The following is a 17,500-nucleotide window of genomic DNA, read 5'->3' as shown; positions in this document are numbered from 1 at the left end:
TCCCGCAAGCGGGAGAGGGAGCCCGGCTTCGTTGGTGTCGCGATCACGCCTCATTTCATCGCGCTTTAGAACGAAAGCCATACGATCAGGCTCATGCATGCAAAATGCATGAGCACGATCGCGGCGAGATGCAGTCGGCCGGGCTTGAGGCGAAGCGCGCGCATCCCGCCGCCTCCGCCTAGTTCGATCCCGCGGCTGCAGCCGTGAAGCTGCGGTCGACGGCTTGGCTCACGTCGAGCTTCTTCGGCAGGATGCCGTAGCGTGTCGAGCGATCCGAGGCGGCCTGGATTTCCTTCACCACGTTCTCGTCGATCACGATCGGGCTGGTGCGCTGTGCCGTGTAGGCCGACAGCAACACGTCTTCCGGCAGCTTGGTCAGCTCGGCCGTGTTCTTCGCGTATTCACCGAGGTGATCCAGCGACCACAGTCGCGCCTTGTTCAGCCGGTGCACCAGGTCCTGCACCGCCGCGCGCTTGGTGGCGATGGCACTGTCGGAGGCGACGATGAAGGTGATGGTCGGTGTCAGGCCTTCGCCGTGGGCGATCACGCGGGCCTTGTCCTTCAGCGTCGCGAACGAGACGTAGGGCTCCCACACAGCCCAAGCGTCGACCGAGCCCGCTAGCAGGGCGATCTTGGCATCGACCGGGCCGAGCGGCGCGAAGGTCGCGTCCTCCAGCTTGATCCCTGTCTTCTCCAGCGTGGCGTCGATCAGGAACTGGCCCCAGCCGCCGCGCGTGCCGGCGAGCCGTTTGCCCTTGAGGTCTGCAGCCGATTTGATCTGTGAATCCTGACGCACCAGGATGGCCTGCGTCCTCGCGTCCGATCGCGTGCCGCCGATCGCCTTGATCGGCGCGCCCGTCGCATAGACCGAGAGGAAGGATAGGTCGCCGGTGTAGCCGACGTCGAGCGCGCCGGCATTGAGCGCTTCGAGGATCGGCGCCGCCGCGGGAAATTCCGACCACTCGATCCTGTAGGGCAGGTCCTTCGCATAGCCGGAGATCTCCAGGAGTGAGCGGTTGCCGCCTTTCTGGTCGCCGACGCGCAGGACGACGGTGTCGGCCGCGAGCGATGCGGCAGCGGTCGACAATGTGATGGCGGCGGCCAGCAGCGAGGCCGCGAGCCGGCGGGTGATGGAATGGTCGTGGGCGTTGATGCTCATTGGATCCGTCTTGTTGCGTCGCTCACGAGGCGTGAGCGGACGATGCAGCGAGACGATCAAGTCTATGAGCGCGCGATACGCAGTCAATGAAATGGCCAACCGTATTGCATGCGCGATCGGCAAGGACGTTTCAACGAAGCGAGGCTTTCGAGAACGCGCGACTTGCGCAGCGGAAAGATGCGTACGGATGAAGCAAAGCGAGGGAATCGCGGTGCGCTTTGCATGACGATGCGGCAGCGAAAATCCTTTCATCGTTCCCGCACGCGCCGATGGAGAGAATGACTTCGCTTCGCGTCACATTCGAAATTCCATTTCATTGACGATGTGGCGGCCGCGCCGCATGATTTGCGCATCGCATCAACGCGGCGCAAAAAGCGCCGGCGGGAAAACTTTCTCTCAACGCAGCTCCGCACGGAACATGCGCAACGCGAACCGTTGCGCAAGCGGCGGAGCCGTGCCAGCGCAGGAGCCAGGGGCCGATGAACAACGACAACAAGCGCAGCGGATCGACTCTCGACCGGCGCCATCTGCTTCGGGCAGGGCTTGCCGCCGCCTTCGCGGCGCCACTCGGTGCGCTGGGTGCACAGGCTTTTGCGCCGCGCGCCATCGCGCCCGGCGTCGATTTCTCGGAGTTTCCGCTATGCCGCACGGCTTCTGATGTGCCCGCTCTCGCCGGCGCGCCGCGCAAGCTGAAACTATCGTGGAACGCGGGAGCAGTGTGCCTCGCGCCGGTGCCCGTTGCCATCGAGCACGGCTTTTTCCAGAAGCACAATCTCGACGTTGAGCTCGTCAATTATTCCGGCTCGACCGACCAGTTGCTCGAGGCGATCGCGACGGGCAAGAGCGATGCCGGCCTCGGCATGGCGCTGCGCTGGCTGAAGCCGCTGGAGCAGGGTTTTGACGTCAAGATCGCTGCCGGCACCCATGGCGGCTGCATGCGCGTGCTGTCGCGCGCCGACTCCGGGGTCAGCAAGCTTGCCGATCTCAAGGGCAAGATCGTCGCAGTCGGCGATCTCGCCGGTCCTGACAAGAACTTCTTCTCGATCCAGCTCGCCAAGCTCGGCATCGATCCGGTCAAGGACGTCGACTGGCGCGCCTATCCCGGCAATCTGCTCAACGTCGCCGTGGAGAAGGGCGAGGTGCAGGCGTTCCTGTCCTCCGACCCGCTCGCCTATCTCTGGCTCAAGGACACCCAGTACAAGGAAGTCGCGTCCAATCTCGATGGCGAATACCGCGAGAAGAGCTGCTGCATCCTTGGCCTGCGCGGCAGCCTGGTGCGCGAGGAGCCGCAGGTCGCGCGTGCCATCACGCAGGCGTTGCTCGATGCCGCGATGTTCAGCTCGCAGAATGCGGCACTCGCGGCAAAATCGTTCCAGCCTTATGCGCCAAAGGCGGCGACGCTCGCCGACATCGAGGGCATGGTGCGCTACCACACCCATCACCATCATCCCGTCGGCGACGTGCTCAAGCGCGAGCTCAAGGCCTATGCCGACGATCTCAAGAGCGTGCAGGTGTTCAAGCCGAGCACCGACACCGCCAAATTCGCGGAGCGCATCTATGTCGACGTATTCGCTGTCTGACGGTCTTGCCTCCGGCGCGCCGCGCACCTCGCGCGCGCCGCTGCTCGCGACCTGGATCCGGGAGTCCGGCGTCGGCGTTCTCGCCAGCATCACCTGGAGCGCGTTCGGCCTGTCCTGCCTGTGGTGGGAAGATGTCGGCGACTGGTCACGTACGCACTCGCTCGGCATCGCCGCCTTCGTCATCGCGGCCGTGGCGCTGTTCGGAACCGTCGGCGCTGATTATCTCGGCTCCGCCGGAAAGGCTTTGCGCAAGCGGGCGCCATGGCTCGTCGCCCTCGGTGCTTTCCTGACGCTGTGGGAAGTCGCGACCGCAAAGCTCGCGTGGCTGCCGCTGCCGTTCTTTCCGCCGCCGCAGGCGATCATCGAGGTCTACACCGACGATCTGCCGAAGCTGCTCGACAGCGTGTTCGCGTCGGTCAAGCTCCAGCTCGGCGGTTATCTGATCGGCGCCACGGTCGGCTTTTTGACTGGCGTGTCGATCGGCTGGTCGCGCGCGGTCGGCTATTGGGTGCATCCGGTGCTGCGCTTCATCGGTCCGCTGCCGGCGACCGCCTGGCTGCCGATTGCCTTCTTCACGTTCCCGTCGAGCTGGAGCGCTTCGACCTTCCTGATCGCGCTGGCGACGGGCTTTCCGGTGACCGTGCTGACCTGGTCGGGCGTCGCGAGCGTCAGCAACGCCTATTACGACGTCGCGCGCACGCTGGGCGCCAAGCCATCCTTCCTGGTGCTGAAGGTCGCGCGGCGCTGCCGCACGTCTTCGTCGGCCTGTTCATGGGACTAGGCTCGTCATTCGCCGTGCTCGTCGTCGCCGAAATGATCGGCGTCAAGGCGGGGCTCGGTTGGTACCTGCAATGGGCACAGGGCTGGGCTGCCTACGCCAACATGTATGCGGCGCTGATCGTGATGTCCTTGCTCTGCTCCGGCGCAATCACGCTGCTGTTTTCGATCCGCGATCGCCTCTTGGTCTGGCAGAAGGGGACCGTCAAATGGTAGCCACCGCTCTTGCCGAAGCCGTGACGCATCCGGCCGCCGGCGCTGCGCTCGACATCGAGCAGGTCAGCCACGCCTTCGATATCGACGGCATCGAGCTGCCGGTGCTGAGCGACGTCAGCATCTCGGTCGAGCCCGGCGAGTTCGTCGCGCTGCTCGGTCCGTCCGGCTGCGGCAAGTCGACCTTGCTGCGGCTCGTTGCCGGCCTCGACAAGCCCAAGGCAGGAAGGCTGCGGGAGGACGAGGAGCGCATCAAACATCCGCATCCTTCGCGCGTGGTCGTGTTCCAGGATCCGACCCTTTTTCCCTGGCGGTCGGTCTGGGACAACGTCGCCCTGGGCCTCGAGGCCCAGGGCATTCTCAAGAGCCAGCGGCAGCGCGTGGACGACGCGCTCGATCTCGTCGGGCTCTCGTCGTTCCGCAATGCCTATCCGCACCAGCTCTCCGGCGGCATGGCGCAGCGCGTCGCGCTGGCGCGGGCGCTGGTCAACGATCCCAAGATCCTGATCCTCGACGAGCCGTTGGGTAAACTCGACTCGCTGACTCGCATCACCATGCAGGCCGAGCTGGTCTCGCTCTGGCAGCGCAAGGCGTTTACCACGCTGCTGGTGACGCATGATGCCGAGGAGGCGCTGGTGCTCGCCAACCGGGTGATCGTCTTCAGCGAGCGGCCGGCGCACGTGAAGGCCGACATCCGCGTCGATCGTCCGTATCCGCGCCATCGTGGAGATCCGTATCTGGCTGACCTGCGTCGTCAGATCCTTGGCCTGTTGGGGCTCGACGCCACATGGTAACCTCCATAGCCAAGGGTCGTACGGCCCACAGCGAATCCGACTACATCGCCCGTGCCGAGACGCTTGCGGCCGGCTTTGCGGCGCGTGCGGCCGAGCACGACCGCACCGGCAGCTTTCCGTTCGAGAATTTCCGTGAACTGTTCGAGGCGGGCCTGTTGTCGCTGACGGTGCCGTCGGCCCATGGCGGCGGCGGAGCGGGCGCGCGGTACGCCGCGCGCGTCATCGGCATCTTCGGCAAGGCGGATCCGTCGACCGCGCTGGTGCTGTCGATGCACTACATCAATCATCTCGTCATGGCGCGCAGCCAGACCTGGCCGGCGCGGCTGTCGCGCAAGCTCGCGCGCGAGAGCGTCGAAGGTCTTGCGCTCGTCAACGCGCTGCGCGTCGAGCCCGAGCTCGGCTCGCCGGCGCGCGGCGGCCTGCCGGCGACGATCGCGCGCCGCACCGAAACCGGCTGGCGCCTCTCCGGCCACAAGATCTATTCGACCGGCTCGCCGATCCTGAAATGGTACCTGGTCTGGGCGCGGACCGACGAGGCCGAGCCGCGCGTCGGCCAGTTCCTGGTGCCGGCAGGCCTGCCGGGCACCCGCATCGTCGAGACCTGGGACCATCATGGCCTGCGCGCCAGCGGCAGCCACGATGTCATCTTCGAAGACGTCGTGATCCCGCTGGATGCCGAAGTCGACCTGCGCAAGCCGGCGGACTGGCGTGCGCCCGACGCCACACAGGCGACCATCCACACCGTTTTCGTCGCCGCGATCTATGACGGCGTTGCCCGCGCGGCGCGCGACTGGCTGATCTCCTTTCTGAAACAGCGCGTGCCCGCCAGCCTCGGCGCGCCGCTCGCGACCTTGGCCCGCGCGCAGGAGATCCTCGGCGCCATCGAGGCGCGGCTCGCGGTCAATGCGCGGCTGATTGAGACGTTCGCCCGCGACTTCGATGATGGGGTCCAACTGTCGCCCGGCGAATCCAACGCGATCAAGCTGACCGTGACCAACAATGCCGTCGCCGTGGTCGAGGACGCGCTGTCACTGACCGGCAATCACGGCCTGTCCCGTAGCCATCCGCTGGAGCGGCACTATCGCGACGTGCTGTGCGGGCGCGTCCACACGCCGCAGGACGATTCCACCCGCATCGGCCTCGGCCGCACCGCACTGGGCCTTTAGGAAAAGCAACAGGGAGACGATCATGTCGATCGAGTTCATCGGCTTCATCAGCAACAACAATTCGTCCGAGACCATCGTCCGCGAAGGTCCGGTCCTCAATCCCACCCACATCGAGACGGTGGCGAAGGCGCATGAGAATGCCGGCTTCGATCGTGCGCTGCTGGCGTTCCATTCGACATCGCCGGATGCGCTCCAGGTCGCGCAGCACGTGCTCAACCATACCGACCGCCTCAACGTGCTGATCGCCCAGCGGCCCGGCTTCACCGCGCCGACATTGCTGGCACGGCAGTTCGCGGTGCTTGACCAGTTGTCCCGCGGCCGCGTTGCGCTCCACGTCATCACCGGCGGCAATGCCACCGAGCTCCGGCAGGACGGCAATACGATCGACGACAAGGACGAACGCTATGCCCGTACCTCCGAGTTTCTCGATGTGCTCAAGCTGGAATGGACCAGCGACAAGCCGTTCACCTACAAGGGCAAGTATTACCAGGTCGAGAACGCCTTCTCGCAGGTGAAGCCGTATCGTCCCGAAGGCATTCGCGTCTATTTCGGCGGCGCCTCCGACGCGGCGATCGACGTCGCCGGCAAGCACGCCGACACCTTTGCACTGTGGGGCGAGTCCTATGCGCAGGTGCGCGATGTCACTTCGCGCGTCCATAACGCGGCGGTGAGGCACGAGCGGCCGACGCCGCGCTTCAGCCTGTCGGTGCGGCCGATCATCGCCCCGACCGAAAAGCAGGCTTGGGAAAAGGCGGAGGAAATTCTGGCGCGCGCCACCGCGCTGCAGGACAAGACCGGTTATCGCAGGCCGGCCGACGGCCACGCCACATCAGGCGCGCGGCGTCTGCTCGCGCTCGCCGACCAGGGCAGCCGGATCGACAAGCGGCTCTGGACCGAGATCGCAAAGCTCACCGGTGCCAACAGCAACACCACCGCGCTGGTCGGAACGCCCGCGCAGGTGGCGGAGGTCTTCGGCGATTACTACGACCTCGGCATCAGCCATTTCCTGATCCGTGGCTTCGATCCGCTGATCGATGCGATCGAATACGGCCGCGAGCTGATCCCGCTGACGCGCGAGCTGATCGCCAAGCGACAGGCCGTTCGCGGCGAGGCGGCAGAATGATCCGCCTCATGCTGGCCGGCGCGCTGCTGCTCGGTTGGTTCGAACTGGCGGCAGCGCAAACCACTCTGCGCGTCGGCGATCAGAAGGGCAATTCGCAGGCCGTGATGGAAGCGGCCGGCGTGCTCAAGGACGTCCCCTACAAGATCGAGTGGAAGGAGTTTCCAGCGGCAGCCCCACTGCTGGAGGCGCTGAGCGCGGGAGCGATCGAGACCGGGCTCGTGGGTGATGCGCCCTTCACCTTCGCCGCCGCGTCGGGCGCCCCGGTGAAGGCGATCGCCGCGATCCGCCAGACGCGCGAGGGTCTCGCCATCCTCGTGCCGGAGAACTCGCCGATCAAGACCTTTGCCGACCTCCGTGGCAAGAAGATCGCCACCGGCCGCGGGTCGATCGGCCATCAGTTGATCCTCGCCGCGCTCGAGAAGAACGGCTGGAGTGCGAGCGACGTGCAGATCGCCTTCCTGGCGCCGTCCGACGCCAAGATCGCCTACATGCAAGGCTCAGTCGATGCGTGGTCGACCTGGGAGCCCTATGTCAGCCAGGAGGAGGTACTGTTCAAATCGCGCCGCATCATCTCCTCCGAAGGCCTGACACCGGGTCTCAGCTTCCAGGTGGCGCGGCCCGAGGCCATCCGCGACAAACGCGCCGAGCTGACCGATTTCGTCCGGCGCCTCACCGCGGCGCGGGCGTGGTCGCTGAACAATATCGACAGCTACGCCGCGACGTGGGGCAGGCTGATGAACATCCCGACCGCCGTGCCGCAGAACTGGCTGTCGCGCGCAAAGATTCGCATCGCGCCGATCGATGATGGCGTGGTCGCGGACGAGCAGAGCACGATCGAGCTCTATTTCCGCTGGGGCCTGATCAAGCAGAAGCTGGATGCAACCGAGATCGTCGACCGCTCGTTTGCGGACGCGATTGCGAAGGCGGGGTTGTAGTACACTCTCTCGTGTCCCGGACGCGCTGCAGCGTGAAGCGCTCCTGCGCCGCGTCCGGGGCACGAGGCCTCACGAACCGCTCAAGCATCTGTGAGACGAGAATGGCGTTTCCATAACACTCGCATTTCTCGACGTTTTCATTCTTCACTCCTCACTGCTGACAACACCCTCGTTGCTATTTGCATCGCACCTCTTGCGGCACGGTGCACTCCCGCAAAGATCAATTCGACGACCACATCGGGAGACCGGCCATGGGCCTGCAAGAAACAAGAATCGAATCGCTTCCCTTCGTCACTGTCGAACTCAACTATCTCGCGCCGACATCAGCCAAGCCGCGCACCTATGCCTTCGATCCGCCGCCGGGCGAGCCGAAGAGCACGCCGCTGCCGGAGCCGCATCAGGTCCCGATCTTCGACGCGCGGCTGATCGCGCAGAACTTCTCGCTTGATCGCGAGGGCTTTGCGCTGGTGCGCCATCCGACCCAGGTGAAGGATTTCTACGACGACGAGGAGGTGAGGACGGTGTACTATCCGGCCGTCGAAGCCTTCCTGCGTGCGACCCTGAAGGCCGATCGCGTCTTCATCTTCGACCACACCGTGCGCAAGCGCGTCGAGGGCGCCCCGGACATCCGGGGCGGCGGGCCGCGTCAGCCGGCGACGCGCGTTCATGTCGATCAAACCGCGGTCTCCGGCGCCAATCGCGTGCGCGAGCATCTGCCTGACGAGGCCGAGGAGCTGCTGAAGGGACGCGTGCAGGTGATCAATCTCTGGCGGCCGATCCGGGGCCCCTTGCGCGATTCACCGCTTGCCATGGCCGACGGCACCACGGTGGCGGCCGACGATCTCGTCGCCTCCGACCTGATCTATCCCAACCGCCGCGGCGAGATCTATTCGGTGAAGTACAATCCGAACCACCGCTGGTTCTATTTTCCCGAGATGACGCCGGACGAGGCGCTGCTGCTGAAGTGCTACGATTCCGCAACGGATGGTCGCACCCGCTTCGGGCCGCATACCGCATTCGTCGATCCGACCACGCCGGCCGATGCGGCGCCGCGCGAAAGCATCGAGGTCCGAACGCTGGTATTCCACAAGCAGTAACAAAGTGTGATGGCCCTGCCGGGCATTCCCCGGCAGGGTTCCCGGAACCTGAGGGAACAAGCGACGTTTGCAGCGCCGGGCAGGCCAACCCGGGAGCGGTGCCGTGCACGCGCAGACGACTCTATTGCTTGGTCTCGTGACTTTATCTCTTGCCTTGATGTCCGTTGCAAAAGCCGGAAGCGGCCTTGCCTCCTATTACGGATACGCAAAAGCCGGCAAAGGCGGCGAGCTGACCTGCGCCCACCGCACGCGCCCGTTCGGCAGTGTGCTCAGGGTCTCCTACAGCGGGCGCACGATCCAATGCCGCGTCAACGATCGCGGCCCCTTCATCCGCGGCCGCATCGTCGATCTCTCGGTGCCCGCCGCCCGCGCGCTCGGCATGATGAGCGCAGGCGTGGTGCGCGTCTCGGTGGATTAGACCTCGAGGCACGCTATAGTGCCGCCCAAAGTAAGGGGGCGCCATGGCCAGAATCAGGGTGGGACTCGTCGGCTGCGGCTTCGTGTCGGAGCTGCACATGTATGCGTTCCGGCGTGTCTATGGCGTGGACGTCGAGGTCGCGGCCGTGGCTGCGCGCGGCGACAAGGTTGTCGCATTCGCTCAGCATCACAATATCCCGCGCGTTTACCGGAGTTTCGCCGATCTGATCGCGGACCGCGAGCTCGACGTCATCGACATCTGCACGCCACCCAACCTCCATGCCGGGATGATCGTCGCCAGCATGCAGGCCGGCAAGCACGTCATCTGCGAAAAACCGTTCGCCGGCTATTTCGGCCGCGAGGGCGACACGCAGCCGATCGGCAAGCACGTGCCGAAGGCGCTGATGTATGAGCGCGTGATCGAAGAGATGAACCGGACGCGTGCTGCGATCGAGCGCACGGACAAGCTCTTCATGTATGCCGAGGACTGGATATACGCGCCTGCGGTGACCAAGATCGCCGAGATCCTCAAGGCGACCAAGGACAAGATCCTGTTCATGAAAGGCGAGGAGAGCCATTCCGGCTCGCACGCGGCACATGCCGCGCAATGGGCGATGACCGGCGGCGGCTCGCTGATCCGCATGGGCTGCCATCCGCTTTCGGCCGTGCTGTATCTGAAGCAGGTGGAAGCCAAGGCGCGCGGCGAGACCATCCGCGTCGCCAGCGTCACTTGCGACGTCGGCAACGTCACCGCCGAGCTGAAGCCCGAGGAACGCTCTTACATCAAGGCCAATCCCGTCGATGTCGAGGACTGGGGCACGCTCACCGCCACCTTCTCCGACGGCACCAAGGCCACCGTGTTCTCAGGCGACATGATCATGGGCGGCGTGCGCAACCTGATCGAGACCTACACAAGCGGGGGCTCGCTGTTCGCCAACATCACCCCGAACACGCATCTGATGAGCTATCAGACCTCCGAGGAAAAGCTCGCCAGCGTCTACATCACGGAGAAAGTCGACCGCAAGACCGGCTGGCAATATGTCTGCCTCGAGGAGGAATGGACGCGCGGATACTTGCAGGAGATCCAGGACTTCATGGAATGCGTCGCGACCGGACGACAGCCGCTGTCGAACCTGGCGCTCGCGTACGAGACGATCAAGGTGAACTACGCGGGGTACTGGGCGGCGGAGGAGGGGCGAAGGGTGGTGTTTTAGTGATGAAGCCGCTGAGCTGGCCGCGCGCATGGCTGAGCAGTGAGCGCGCAAACAAAAAAGCCTAAAGCATGATCCGGAAAAGTGCGAAGCGGTTTTCCGGAAAGATCATGCGTAAACAAGAAGCTAAAGCGCGATGACGATTCATCCAAATCTCATCGCGCTTTAGGAAATCCACTTGAGGAAATCCACTTGGGAATCCCTTGGGCTATTTTTCGGCGAAGCTCGTATTTGAAAGCGTGCGAGGTCTCTATCTGGACGCCCGCCCTCGATTCTTCTTCTCAGGCTGGTCGATCCATTGTGATCGCGCTTTCAGTCCTCACACCAGCTTCGTCAATTGCCCTGATAATTGCAGGACACGCACATATGACCATCTTTATCGAAGTTCTCTCTAGCATTGTAGCCTGAGTCGCGCAGATTCTGCTTATAAAGTGTCGAGGCAGATCGTTGGTCAACACCACCGCCTGTTGGAACGCCAACAGCCATCATAGCTGATCCAGTATGGTGTCTGTTATGGAGTGATGAACGATGACGCTGATCACTACCAGCATTAGCTGATACAATACCAACAGCCAAAATAGCTGCAACAAGAAGTGCCGTCTTCATGATACACCTCTCAGATATAGGCAACGTAGTTGCTGCCAAAGCAAGGCGACTGCTTCTGTCACCCGGTTCATTGTGAACTAGCTCGCATCTTGGCATCGTTCGAAGGTCGAGAGCTTTGCTCGCCGAGAGAACTCCTCACCCGTCTCGCCGCCGTGCGGCGATACACCCTCTCCCACAAGGCTGGTGCACCGTCAGCGCGGTATGTGGTGCTTACGTCATTGCGGCACAGATTGATTAGCCGCGCGCTACCGCCGTGACCTTTCTTCGAAATGGCGCCAAGTGTTCCAGGCGATGGTGGCAATGCGATCACCGAGCTTGATGCCGTCGCGCTCCAGGCCGCCTGCCAAGCTCCGACAGTCATTAAGTCAAAAATGGTCCGGCACGAAACTCAAGCAATCGACGCAGTATGGAATTCGGCGCATTCAATGTTGCTTCCTGCGGGACGATCTTTCTTGATTGCTGTTGCGGCGAGGGGAGGCCTCCTGTTTCGTGGCGCGCTTCAACTCTGTGCGCCGTGGCGGACTTCGTGCTGTGTGTCCGCCGTGCCAACGCTACTCTGATCAGCAGCATCGCAATCCGCTTCAAAGAGCTCAGGACGTTTGCTCGTGAGCAGAGGCTGTTTCCGCATTTCAGTAAGGCGGGCGCGGCAATATTCGCGATAGAGCAGCTCGAACATGGCGGGCATGGTCACCCCCATCGTTGACTATCACTATTATGCGTATTCCCAATAAGGGTCGCCGCTGGATGCGTGCCCGTCCGACTGCGCCAGCCTTGCGACATGCGAAAAAAGGAGCAGGGTCAATTACCTAAAGGCTATTATAGCAGGCTCGTGTTTCAGTAAAACTTCGTCCGACAACTTCAGGGCGTGGCGGCGCGATCGAATATCCAACCACAGCGCGAAAATAACTACCACTGGATGCAAGCGCCATCGGCTGCAACGTCTCCAGCGCGGCGGGGGGTTCGTTGCAGCAGCGATTGGTTGGCCGCGTGCACGGCTGCGGATCCTTCTCCTTTTGTGGGGAGAAGGTGGCAAGGCGGCCTTCCGCCGTTCTTAAGAATGCCGAAGCGAAGCTTCGGCTACGGCGCCGGATGAGGGGGCCACTTTCTCCGAATTTCACATGTGAGAGGTTCACTCGCGGAGACAGATCCCTCACCCGGCGCGCCGCTCGCGCGTCGGGCCCCCTCTCCCACAGCAAGACCACAACAAGGGGAGAGGTGCACCGTCAGCGCGGCGGCTACGCCCCGTAGGTCGAGCCTTTCGGAAGCGGGAACACCGGGTCCTGCGTTCTGATGTTGGTCGGCCACACCACCGAGATGTGCTCCCCGGCGTTCTGCATCACCACCGGTGTCGAGCGTTCGTTCTGGCCGGAGAGCGGGGTGCCCGGCGGGAAGAATTTCACGCCATAGCCCTGGATGGTGCCGCCGGCGGGAATGTCGACGTCGAGCGCCGCCTTGCGAATGGCTTCGGGGTCGAAGCTGCCATACTTCTCCTTGGCGACCGGCAGCACGTTGTTGAGCAGAACCCAGGTCTGGTTGAAGCCCATAGAGCAGTGCGGCGGCACGTCGGTGGCGCCGGTCTTGGCCTTGTAGCGCGTCACCATCGCGTTGATCAGATCGCCCATGCCGGGCGCGAGCTTGGCAGGATCGAGCAGCTGCGCCGGCACCGGATCGATGTTGCAGAAATTGTCGATGTCGGCGCCGAAGGTGGCGCGCAGCTTGTCGAGCTGGCTGTAGCCGGCGCCGGCCCCGAACAGCATCTTGAAGCGCAATCCGCTCTCGCGCGCCTGACGCAGGAACAAGGTGATGTCAGGGTTGTAGCCGGCATGCGAGATCACGTCGGCCTTGGCACGCTTGATCTTGGTGACGAGCACCGACAGGTCCGGCGCCGAGGCCGAATAGCCCTCGCGCAGCACGACCTGGATGCCGGCCTGCTTGGCATAGGCCTCGTCGGCAGAGGCAACGCCGACGCCATAGGGGCCGTCCTCGTGGATCAACGCGACCTTGACCTCCTTCGGGTCCATGCCGAGCTTGGCTTTCGCATGTTCGGTGATGAAGCTTGCAAACGCCTGCCCGTACTGATCCGAATGGATCTGCGCGCGAAACACGTATTGCAGGTTCTTGTCCTTGAACACGGCGGTCGAGACCGCAGTCGTGATCCAGAGGATCTTCTTCTGCTGCTCGACCTTGGCCGCGAGTGGCACCGCATGCGAGCTCGCATAGACGCCGTTGAGAACGTCGATCTTCTCCTGGTTGATCAGGCGTTCGGCCTCGTTGATCGCAACGTCGGGCTTGCTCTGGGAATCCGCGGCGACCGGAACAACCTTGGTCTTGCCGCCGATACCGCCCTTCTCGTTGACGAGATCGATCGCGATCTGCGCGCCGATTGCCGAGGCGACCGAGCCGCCGGCGGCGAACGGGCCAGTGAGGTCGTAGATCAGGCCGATGCGCAAGGTCTCGGCTTGCGCCTGGGCCCTGGTCCAATCGAGGCTGAGTGCGGCGGCGGCAGCCGCCGATGTCTTCAGCAGCTGCCTGCGTGAAGTCGGCATCCTATCCTCCCTCAAAACCGTCTTATGATTGGTTGTTGTTTTTTGCGAAGTATGGGGAGCCCGACGATTGAAAGTCAACAGCGCCCAAGGTCGATAGGCGCCGGCGGCGGCACAACGCACCTGCGAAAGACAGCGAAAAGCCCACCGCTCCCGTCGGAGCGATGGGCCTGATGCGGGCGTGAGCCAATTACTGCGACAGCTTCACGAAGTTCGGAAACTTCATCTTGCCTTCGGCGATCTTGTCGGGCCAGACCACGACCTGCTTGCCGTCCTGCCACTGGAAGACCAGGCCCGTCACGAAGCCGGGGCCGGATTTGATGCCGTGGGTGAACTCGTCGTTCTTGCCGTAGAACTGGATCTTGCCGATCGTGCCTTCGTAATCGGTTTTCTCGAGCTCGGCGACCATCTTGTCGGGGTCGGTCGACCCGGCCCGCTTGATCGCGTCGGTGATGATGTAGACCTCGTCATAGGCGGTGTAGCCGGTATAGGCCGGTGGGGTGCCGAACTTGGCCTTGAAAGCCGCCGCGAACGGCTTCGTCTTGGAGGTCACGGCGACCTCGGGTGTCGCGACCGCCAGCGACGGCACGCCGTCGGCCGCGCCATTGGTGTCCTTCCAGAAGGTCGGGCTCAGGGCCTGCGCGCTGATGCCGAACATCGGGATCGGCACCTGCTGGTTCTTCCACTGCACCGTCGGTTGCACGCCGACATGGGAAATGCCGGTGACGATCACGTCCGGCTTCTTGCTCTCGATGTTGTTGAAGATCGGCGTGAAGTCGGTGGTGTCAGGGGAGAAGCGGACGTGCTCGACCACGTTGAGACCGGCCTTCGGCAGGCAGGCCTCGTAGCCGACGTCGAGCGGCTTGGTCCAGGCAGCGTCCTCGCTCATGATCGCGACGGTCTTGAACTTGAGCTTCTCGACCAAGAGATCCTTGGCCGCGTCGCAGACGAGCTGAGCTTGCGCCGCCGAGGTCAGATAGCCGTGGAAGGTGTACTTGTTCTTCTCGTAATCGTTGTGGATCGCCTTTGTGATCTCGTTCGACGCGGCGCCCGGTGTGATCAGCGGCATCTTCAGCCGCGCCGCCCAGGGCTCGAGCGCCAGCACGACCTCGCTGATGTAGCTTGCGATCACTGCTGACACCTTGTCCTCGCTCACCGCGCGCTGGAAGGCGCGCACCGAGTCCGCCGACGAGCTCTTGTTGTCGTAGGTGACGATCTCGACCTTGCGGCCGAGCACGCCACCCTTGGCGTTGATCTCGTCGGCGGCGATCTGTGCGCCGCCGGGAGTCGCCGCGCCCGCGATCGCCTGCACCTCGGCGATGACGCCGATCTTGATCGGATCGTTCGACTGCGCGTAAGCGGGAGCAGCGAGGCACAACGCCAGCGCCGAGGCGAGCAGGCTGCGGTTCAAGATCGTCGATGGTCGCATGGTCGTTTCCCTTTCTATGCTTCTTGTCGATGCTCGTGGACTTACAGAAAATCGGCGCCGGCTTCGCTGGCGAAACGGCCGGGATCGCCCTCCCAGACGATCCGCGCATGTTCGAGCACATAGACACGGTCGGCATGCGGAAGAGCGAACGTCACGTTCTGCTCGCCGAGCAGCACGGTGATAGAGGTGGTCTGACGCAGCTTTTCGAGTGCCCTGGACAATTGTTCGAGGATGACGGGGGCAAGGCCGAGCGTCGGTTCGTCCAGGATCAGGATCTGCGGCTGCATCATCAGCGCGCGGCCGATCGCCAGCATCTGCTGCTCGCCGCCCGACAGGGTCTGCGCGAGCTGGCCTTGACGCTCTTTCAGGATCGGGAACAGCTCGAACAGCCATGCGAGCTGCGCGGCGCGCTTGTCGTCGGACAGATGCTGGCCGCCGAGGTCGAGATTCTCCCGCACCGTCATCTCGCCGAACAGCTCGCGCGATTCCGGGCATTGCACGAGACCGCTGCGCGCGATTTTCGCCGGGCTCGTGCCGCGCAGCTTTTCGCCCCCGCGCAGGATCTCGCCGCTATAGGGCAAGAAGCCGGAGATGGTGTTGAACAGCGTCGTCTTGCCGGCACCGTTGAGACCGACGATCGACACGAACTCGCCCTCGTGGACGTGGATCGAGACGTTCTCCAGCGCCTGTGCCTTGCCATAGAAAACGCTGACATTCTCGACCTGGAGCAGCGGGACCTTGTCCTTGAAGCTGGTCTCCGGCCGCGCATGGGTCTCGATGGCGCCGCCGAGATAGACCCGCCGCACGGTTTCGTTGCGCATCACATCGTCGGCCTTGCCGGTGACGATCTCCTCACCGAGATACATCGCGAGCACACGATCGACGAGGGCGGCGACGCTCTTGACGTTGTGATCGACCAGCATCACCGCGCGGCCCTCGTCGCGAAAGCTGCGGATCAGGTCGGAGAAGACGTCGACCTCGGCGCGCGTCAGACCGGCGAATGGCTCATCGACCAGCACCACCTTGGGGTCGCGGGCGATCGCCTTGGCAAGCTCGAGTCGGCGCAGATCGGCGAAGGGCAGTGTCGGCGGGCGACGGTTCATGACTGCGCCGAGTCCGACGCGGTCCGCGATCCACTTGGCGTGCTCGACCAGCGCCTTGTCGGGAAACAGCATGAAGAGGCTGTCCGGCAGCAGCGCTACCATGATGTTCTCCAGCACGGTTTGCCGGTTCAGCGGCCGCGAATGCTGAAACACCATGCCGAAGCCTTTGCGCGCGATCTTGTGCGCGGGCAGACCGGCGACGTTCTCGCCCTCGAAGATCACTTCGCCCGCGGTCGGACGCTCGATGCCCATCACGCTCTTCATCGCGGTCGATTTGCCCGAGCCGTTCGGCCCGATCAGGCCGAAGATCTCGCCGGCGTTGACCTCGAAGCCGAGATTCTTCACGGCGGTCAGGCCGCCGAAGCGCTTGGTCAGGCCGCGGACCTCGAGCACGGCCCTGTTTGATAGTCTCATATCCATCACGAACGTGCCTCACGCGAGAGGGCCGCTCCGAGGAAGCCGCCGGGGAAGAAAAGCACGACGAGGAGGGCGACCGCCGAGACGATGAAAGTCGCAAGCTCGCCTGTCGGTCTTAGGAATTCGCCGGCGACGATCAGGAAGATCGCGCCCAGCGCCGCGCCAAGCACGGTGCGCCGCCCACCGAGCACGGCCGAGACGATCACGTTGACGCCGACAGCGACGTCGACGACGGTGCCGACCGAGGCCGTGCCGAAGTAGAACACGAGCAGCGCGCCTGACAGACCGGAGAAGAAGGCGCTGACGACGAAGGCGAAGAGCTTGTGCTTGACGATGTTGAAGCCGAGCGCGCCGGCCTGCACCGGGTCCTGGCCGCTGGCTTGCAGCACGAGTCCAACAGGCGATTGCGACAGGCCATAGAGGATTGCCGCCGAGATCGTCATGAAGCCGAGCGCGATCCAATAGTTGGCGCCGGCATTGATGCTGATGACATCGGGGATGGTGAGCCCGATCTCGCCGCCGGTGAGATCGGCGAACACCACGATGAAGTTCTGCAGCATCAGCACTGCGACCAGCGTGGTCAGGCCGAAATACGGTCCGCGCACTCTGAGCGCCGGGAGTGCCAGCACGAGGCCGGCGATGACGGAGGCGAGGGCCCCCAGCACGATGCAGAGATAGACCGACCAGCCGAACTGGTTGTTGAGAATGCCGGCGGTGTAGGCGCCGACGCCGATCAGGAAGGTCGGCCCGAAATTGACTTCGCCGGCGAAGCCGAACAGGAGGTCCCAGGCCATCGCGAACACACCGAAATAGAAGGCGACGGTGAGAAGTCCGAGCACATAGCCGGAGACGTAGAGCGGCAGCGTTGCACCGATGATGACGAGCGCCAGCGAGACGAAGAACAGGCGCGAGGTGAAGAATGTGGGCATC

Annotated in this window: 15 protein-coding genes and 1 pseudogene; 9 read left to right on the top strand and 7 right to left on the bottom strand. The window is 63.7% G+C overall.

Going from position 1 to position 17,500, the window contains the following annotated elements; all coding sequences use genetic code 11:
• Positions 1-178: 178 nt before the first annotated feature.
• The gene (locus P6U28_RS22215) at positions 179-1,159 is read right to left on the bottom strand and encodes an ABC transporter substrate-binding protein (RefSeq protein ID WP_129143971.1); all 981 of its coding nucleotides are present in this window, start codon (positions 1,157-1,159) and stop codon (positions 179-181) included.
• A 479-nt stretch (positions 1,160-1,638) separates the two neighbouring features.
• On the opposite strand from P6U28_RS22215, the gene P6U28_RS22210 reads away from it, so the two are divergent.
• From P6U28_RS22210 to P6U28_RS22170, 9 genes and pseudogenes are all read left to right on the top strand, one after another.
• Positions 1,639-2,739 (top strand): ABC transporter substrate-binding protein, encoded by a 1,101-nt coding sequence (locus tag P6U28_RS22210; protein WP_122402066.1) that lies wholly within the window; start codon positions 1,639-1,641, stop codon positions 2,737-2,739.
• Positions 2,717-3,732: pseudogene (locus P6U28_RS22205) on the top strand (ABC transporter permease). Before P6U28_RS22210 ends, P6U28_RS22205 begins: the two are co-directional and overlap by 23 nt.
• Positions 3,726-4,523: an ABC transporter ATP-binding protein gene (locus P6U28_RS22200; protein WP_129143970.1), complete on the top strand. Its 798-nt coding sequence runs from the start codon at positions 3,726-3,728 to the stop codon at positions 4,521-4,523. The pseudogene P6U28_RS22205 and the gene P6U28_RS22200 overlap by 7 nt, the downstream one beginning before the upstream one ends.
• Positions 4,517-5,689, top strand: coding sequence for an acyl-CoA dehydrogenase family protein (locus P6U28_RS22195; RefSeq protein WP_407119905.1), 1,173 nt, complete (start codon positions 4,517-4,519; stop codon positions 5,687-5,689). Before P6U28_RS22200 ends, P6U28_RS22195 begins: the two co-directional genes overlap by 7 nt.
• Before the next feature lie 22 nt (positions 5,690-5,711).
• Complete coding sequence (locus tag P6U28_RS22190; RefSeq protein ID WP_407119904.1) at positions 5,712-6,812, top strand: LLM class flavin-dependent oxidoreductase; 1,101 nt, start codon at positions 5,712-5,714, stop codon at positions 6,810-6,812.
• On the top strand, positions 6,809-7,747 hold the full coding sequence (locus P6U28_RS22185; RefSeq protein WP_122402071.1) for an ABC transporter substrate-binding protein: 939 nt from the start codon (positions 6,809-6,811) through the stop codon (positions 7,745-7,747). The genes P6U28_RS22190 and P6U28_RS22185 overlap by 4 nt, the downstream gene beginning before the upstream one ends.
• Positions 7,748-7,998: 251 nt before the next feature.
• Positions 7,999-8,844, top strand: coding sequence for a CmcJ/NvfI family oxidoreductase (locus P6U28_RS22180; RefSeq protein ID WP_407119903.1), 846 nt, complete (start codon positions 7,999-8,001; stop codon positions 8,842-8,844).
• A gap of 103 nt (positions 8,845-8,947) precedes the next feature.
• A complete protein-coding gene (locus P6U28_RS22175; RefSeq protein WP_407119902.1) occupies positions 8,948-9,262 on the top strand; it encodes a septal ring lytic transglycosylase RlpA family protein in 315 nt (104 codons plus the stop codon).
• A gap of 43 nt (positions 9,263-9,305) precedes the next feature.
• Positions 9,306-10,475 carry a Gfo/Idh/MocA family protein gene (locus tag P6U28_RS22170; protein ID WP_407119901.1) on the top strand — a complete coding sequence of 390 codons (1,170 nt, stop codon included), beginning with the start codon at positions 9,306-9,308 and terminating at the stop codon, positions 10,473-10,475.
• A gap of 330 nt (positions 10,476-10,805) precedes the next feature.
• Here P6U28_RS22170 and P6U28_RS22165 read toward each other — a convergent pair whose 3' ends face one another.
• The 6 genes from P6U28_RS22165 to P6U28_RS22140 form a co-directional block, all read right to left on the bottom strand.
• Positions 10,806-11,078: a hypothetical protein gene (locus P6U28_RS22165; protein WP_407119900.1), complete on the bottom strand. Its 273-nt coding sequence runs from the start codon at positions 11,076-11,078 to the stop codon at positions 10,806-10,808.
• Positions 11,079-11,577: 499 nt separating this feature from the next.
• Complete coding sequence (locus tag P6U28_RS22160) at positions 11,578-11,763, bottom strand: hypothetical protein (RefSeq protein ID WP_245509539.1); 186 nt, start codon at positions 11,761-11,763, stop codon at positions 11,578-11,580.
• 550 nt (positions 11,764-12,313) lie between these two features.
• Positions 12,314-13,624 carry an ABC transporter substrate-binding protein gene (locus P6U28_RS22155; RefSeq protein ID WP_407119899.1) on the bottom strand — a complete coding sequence of 437 codons (1,311 nt, stop codon included), beginning with the start codon at positions 13,622-13,624 and terminating at the stop codon, positions 12,314-12,316.
• 187 nt (positions 13,625-13,811) lie between these two features.
• A complete protein-coding gene (locus P6U28_RS22150; RefSeq protein WP_407119898.1) occupies positions 13,812-15,050 on the bottom strand; it encodes an ABC transporter substrate-binding protein in 1,239 nt (412 codons plus the stop codon).
• A gap of 41 nt (positions 15,051-15,091) precedes the next feature.
• Entirely contained in the window at positions 15,092-16,573 is a 1,482-nt protein-coding gene (locus P6U28_RS22145; RefSeq protein ID WP_162500562.1) for an ATP-binding cassette domain-containing protein, read from the bottom strand.
• Positions 16,573-17,499: a branched-chain amino acid ABC transporter permease gene (locus tag P6U28_RS22140; RefSeq protein ID WP_407119896.1), complete on the bottom strand. Its 927-nt coding sequence runs from the start codon at positions 17,497-17,499 to the stop codon at positions 16,573-16,575. Before P6U28_RS22140 ends, P6U28_RS22145 begins: the two co-directional genes overlap by 1 nt.
• Between the last annotated feature and the right edge of the window lies 1 nt (position 17,500).

The organism is Bradyrhizobium sp. STM 3561 (assembly GCF_045571455.1).
In the GTDB taxonomy this organism is placed as follows: domain Bacteria; phylum Pseudomonadota; class Alphaproteobacteria; order Rhizobiales; family Xanthobacteraceae; genus Bradyrhizobium; species Bradyrhizobium vignae.
Note: the sequence above shows the minus strand (reverse complement) of the source record. Positions and strands in the feature narration are given on the sequence as shown.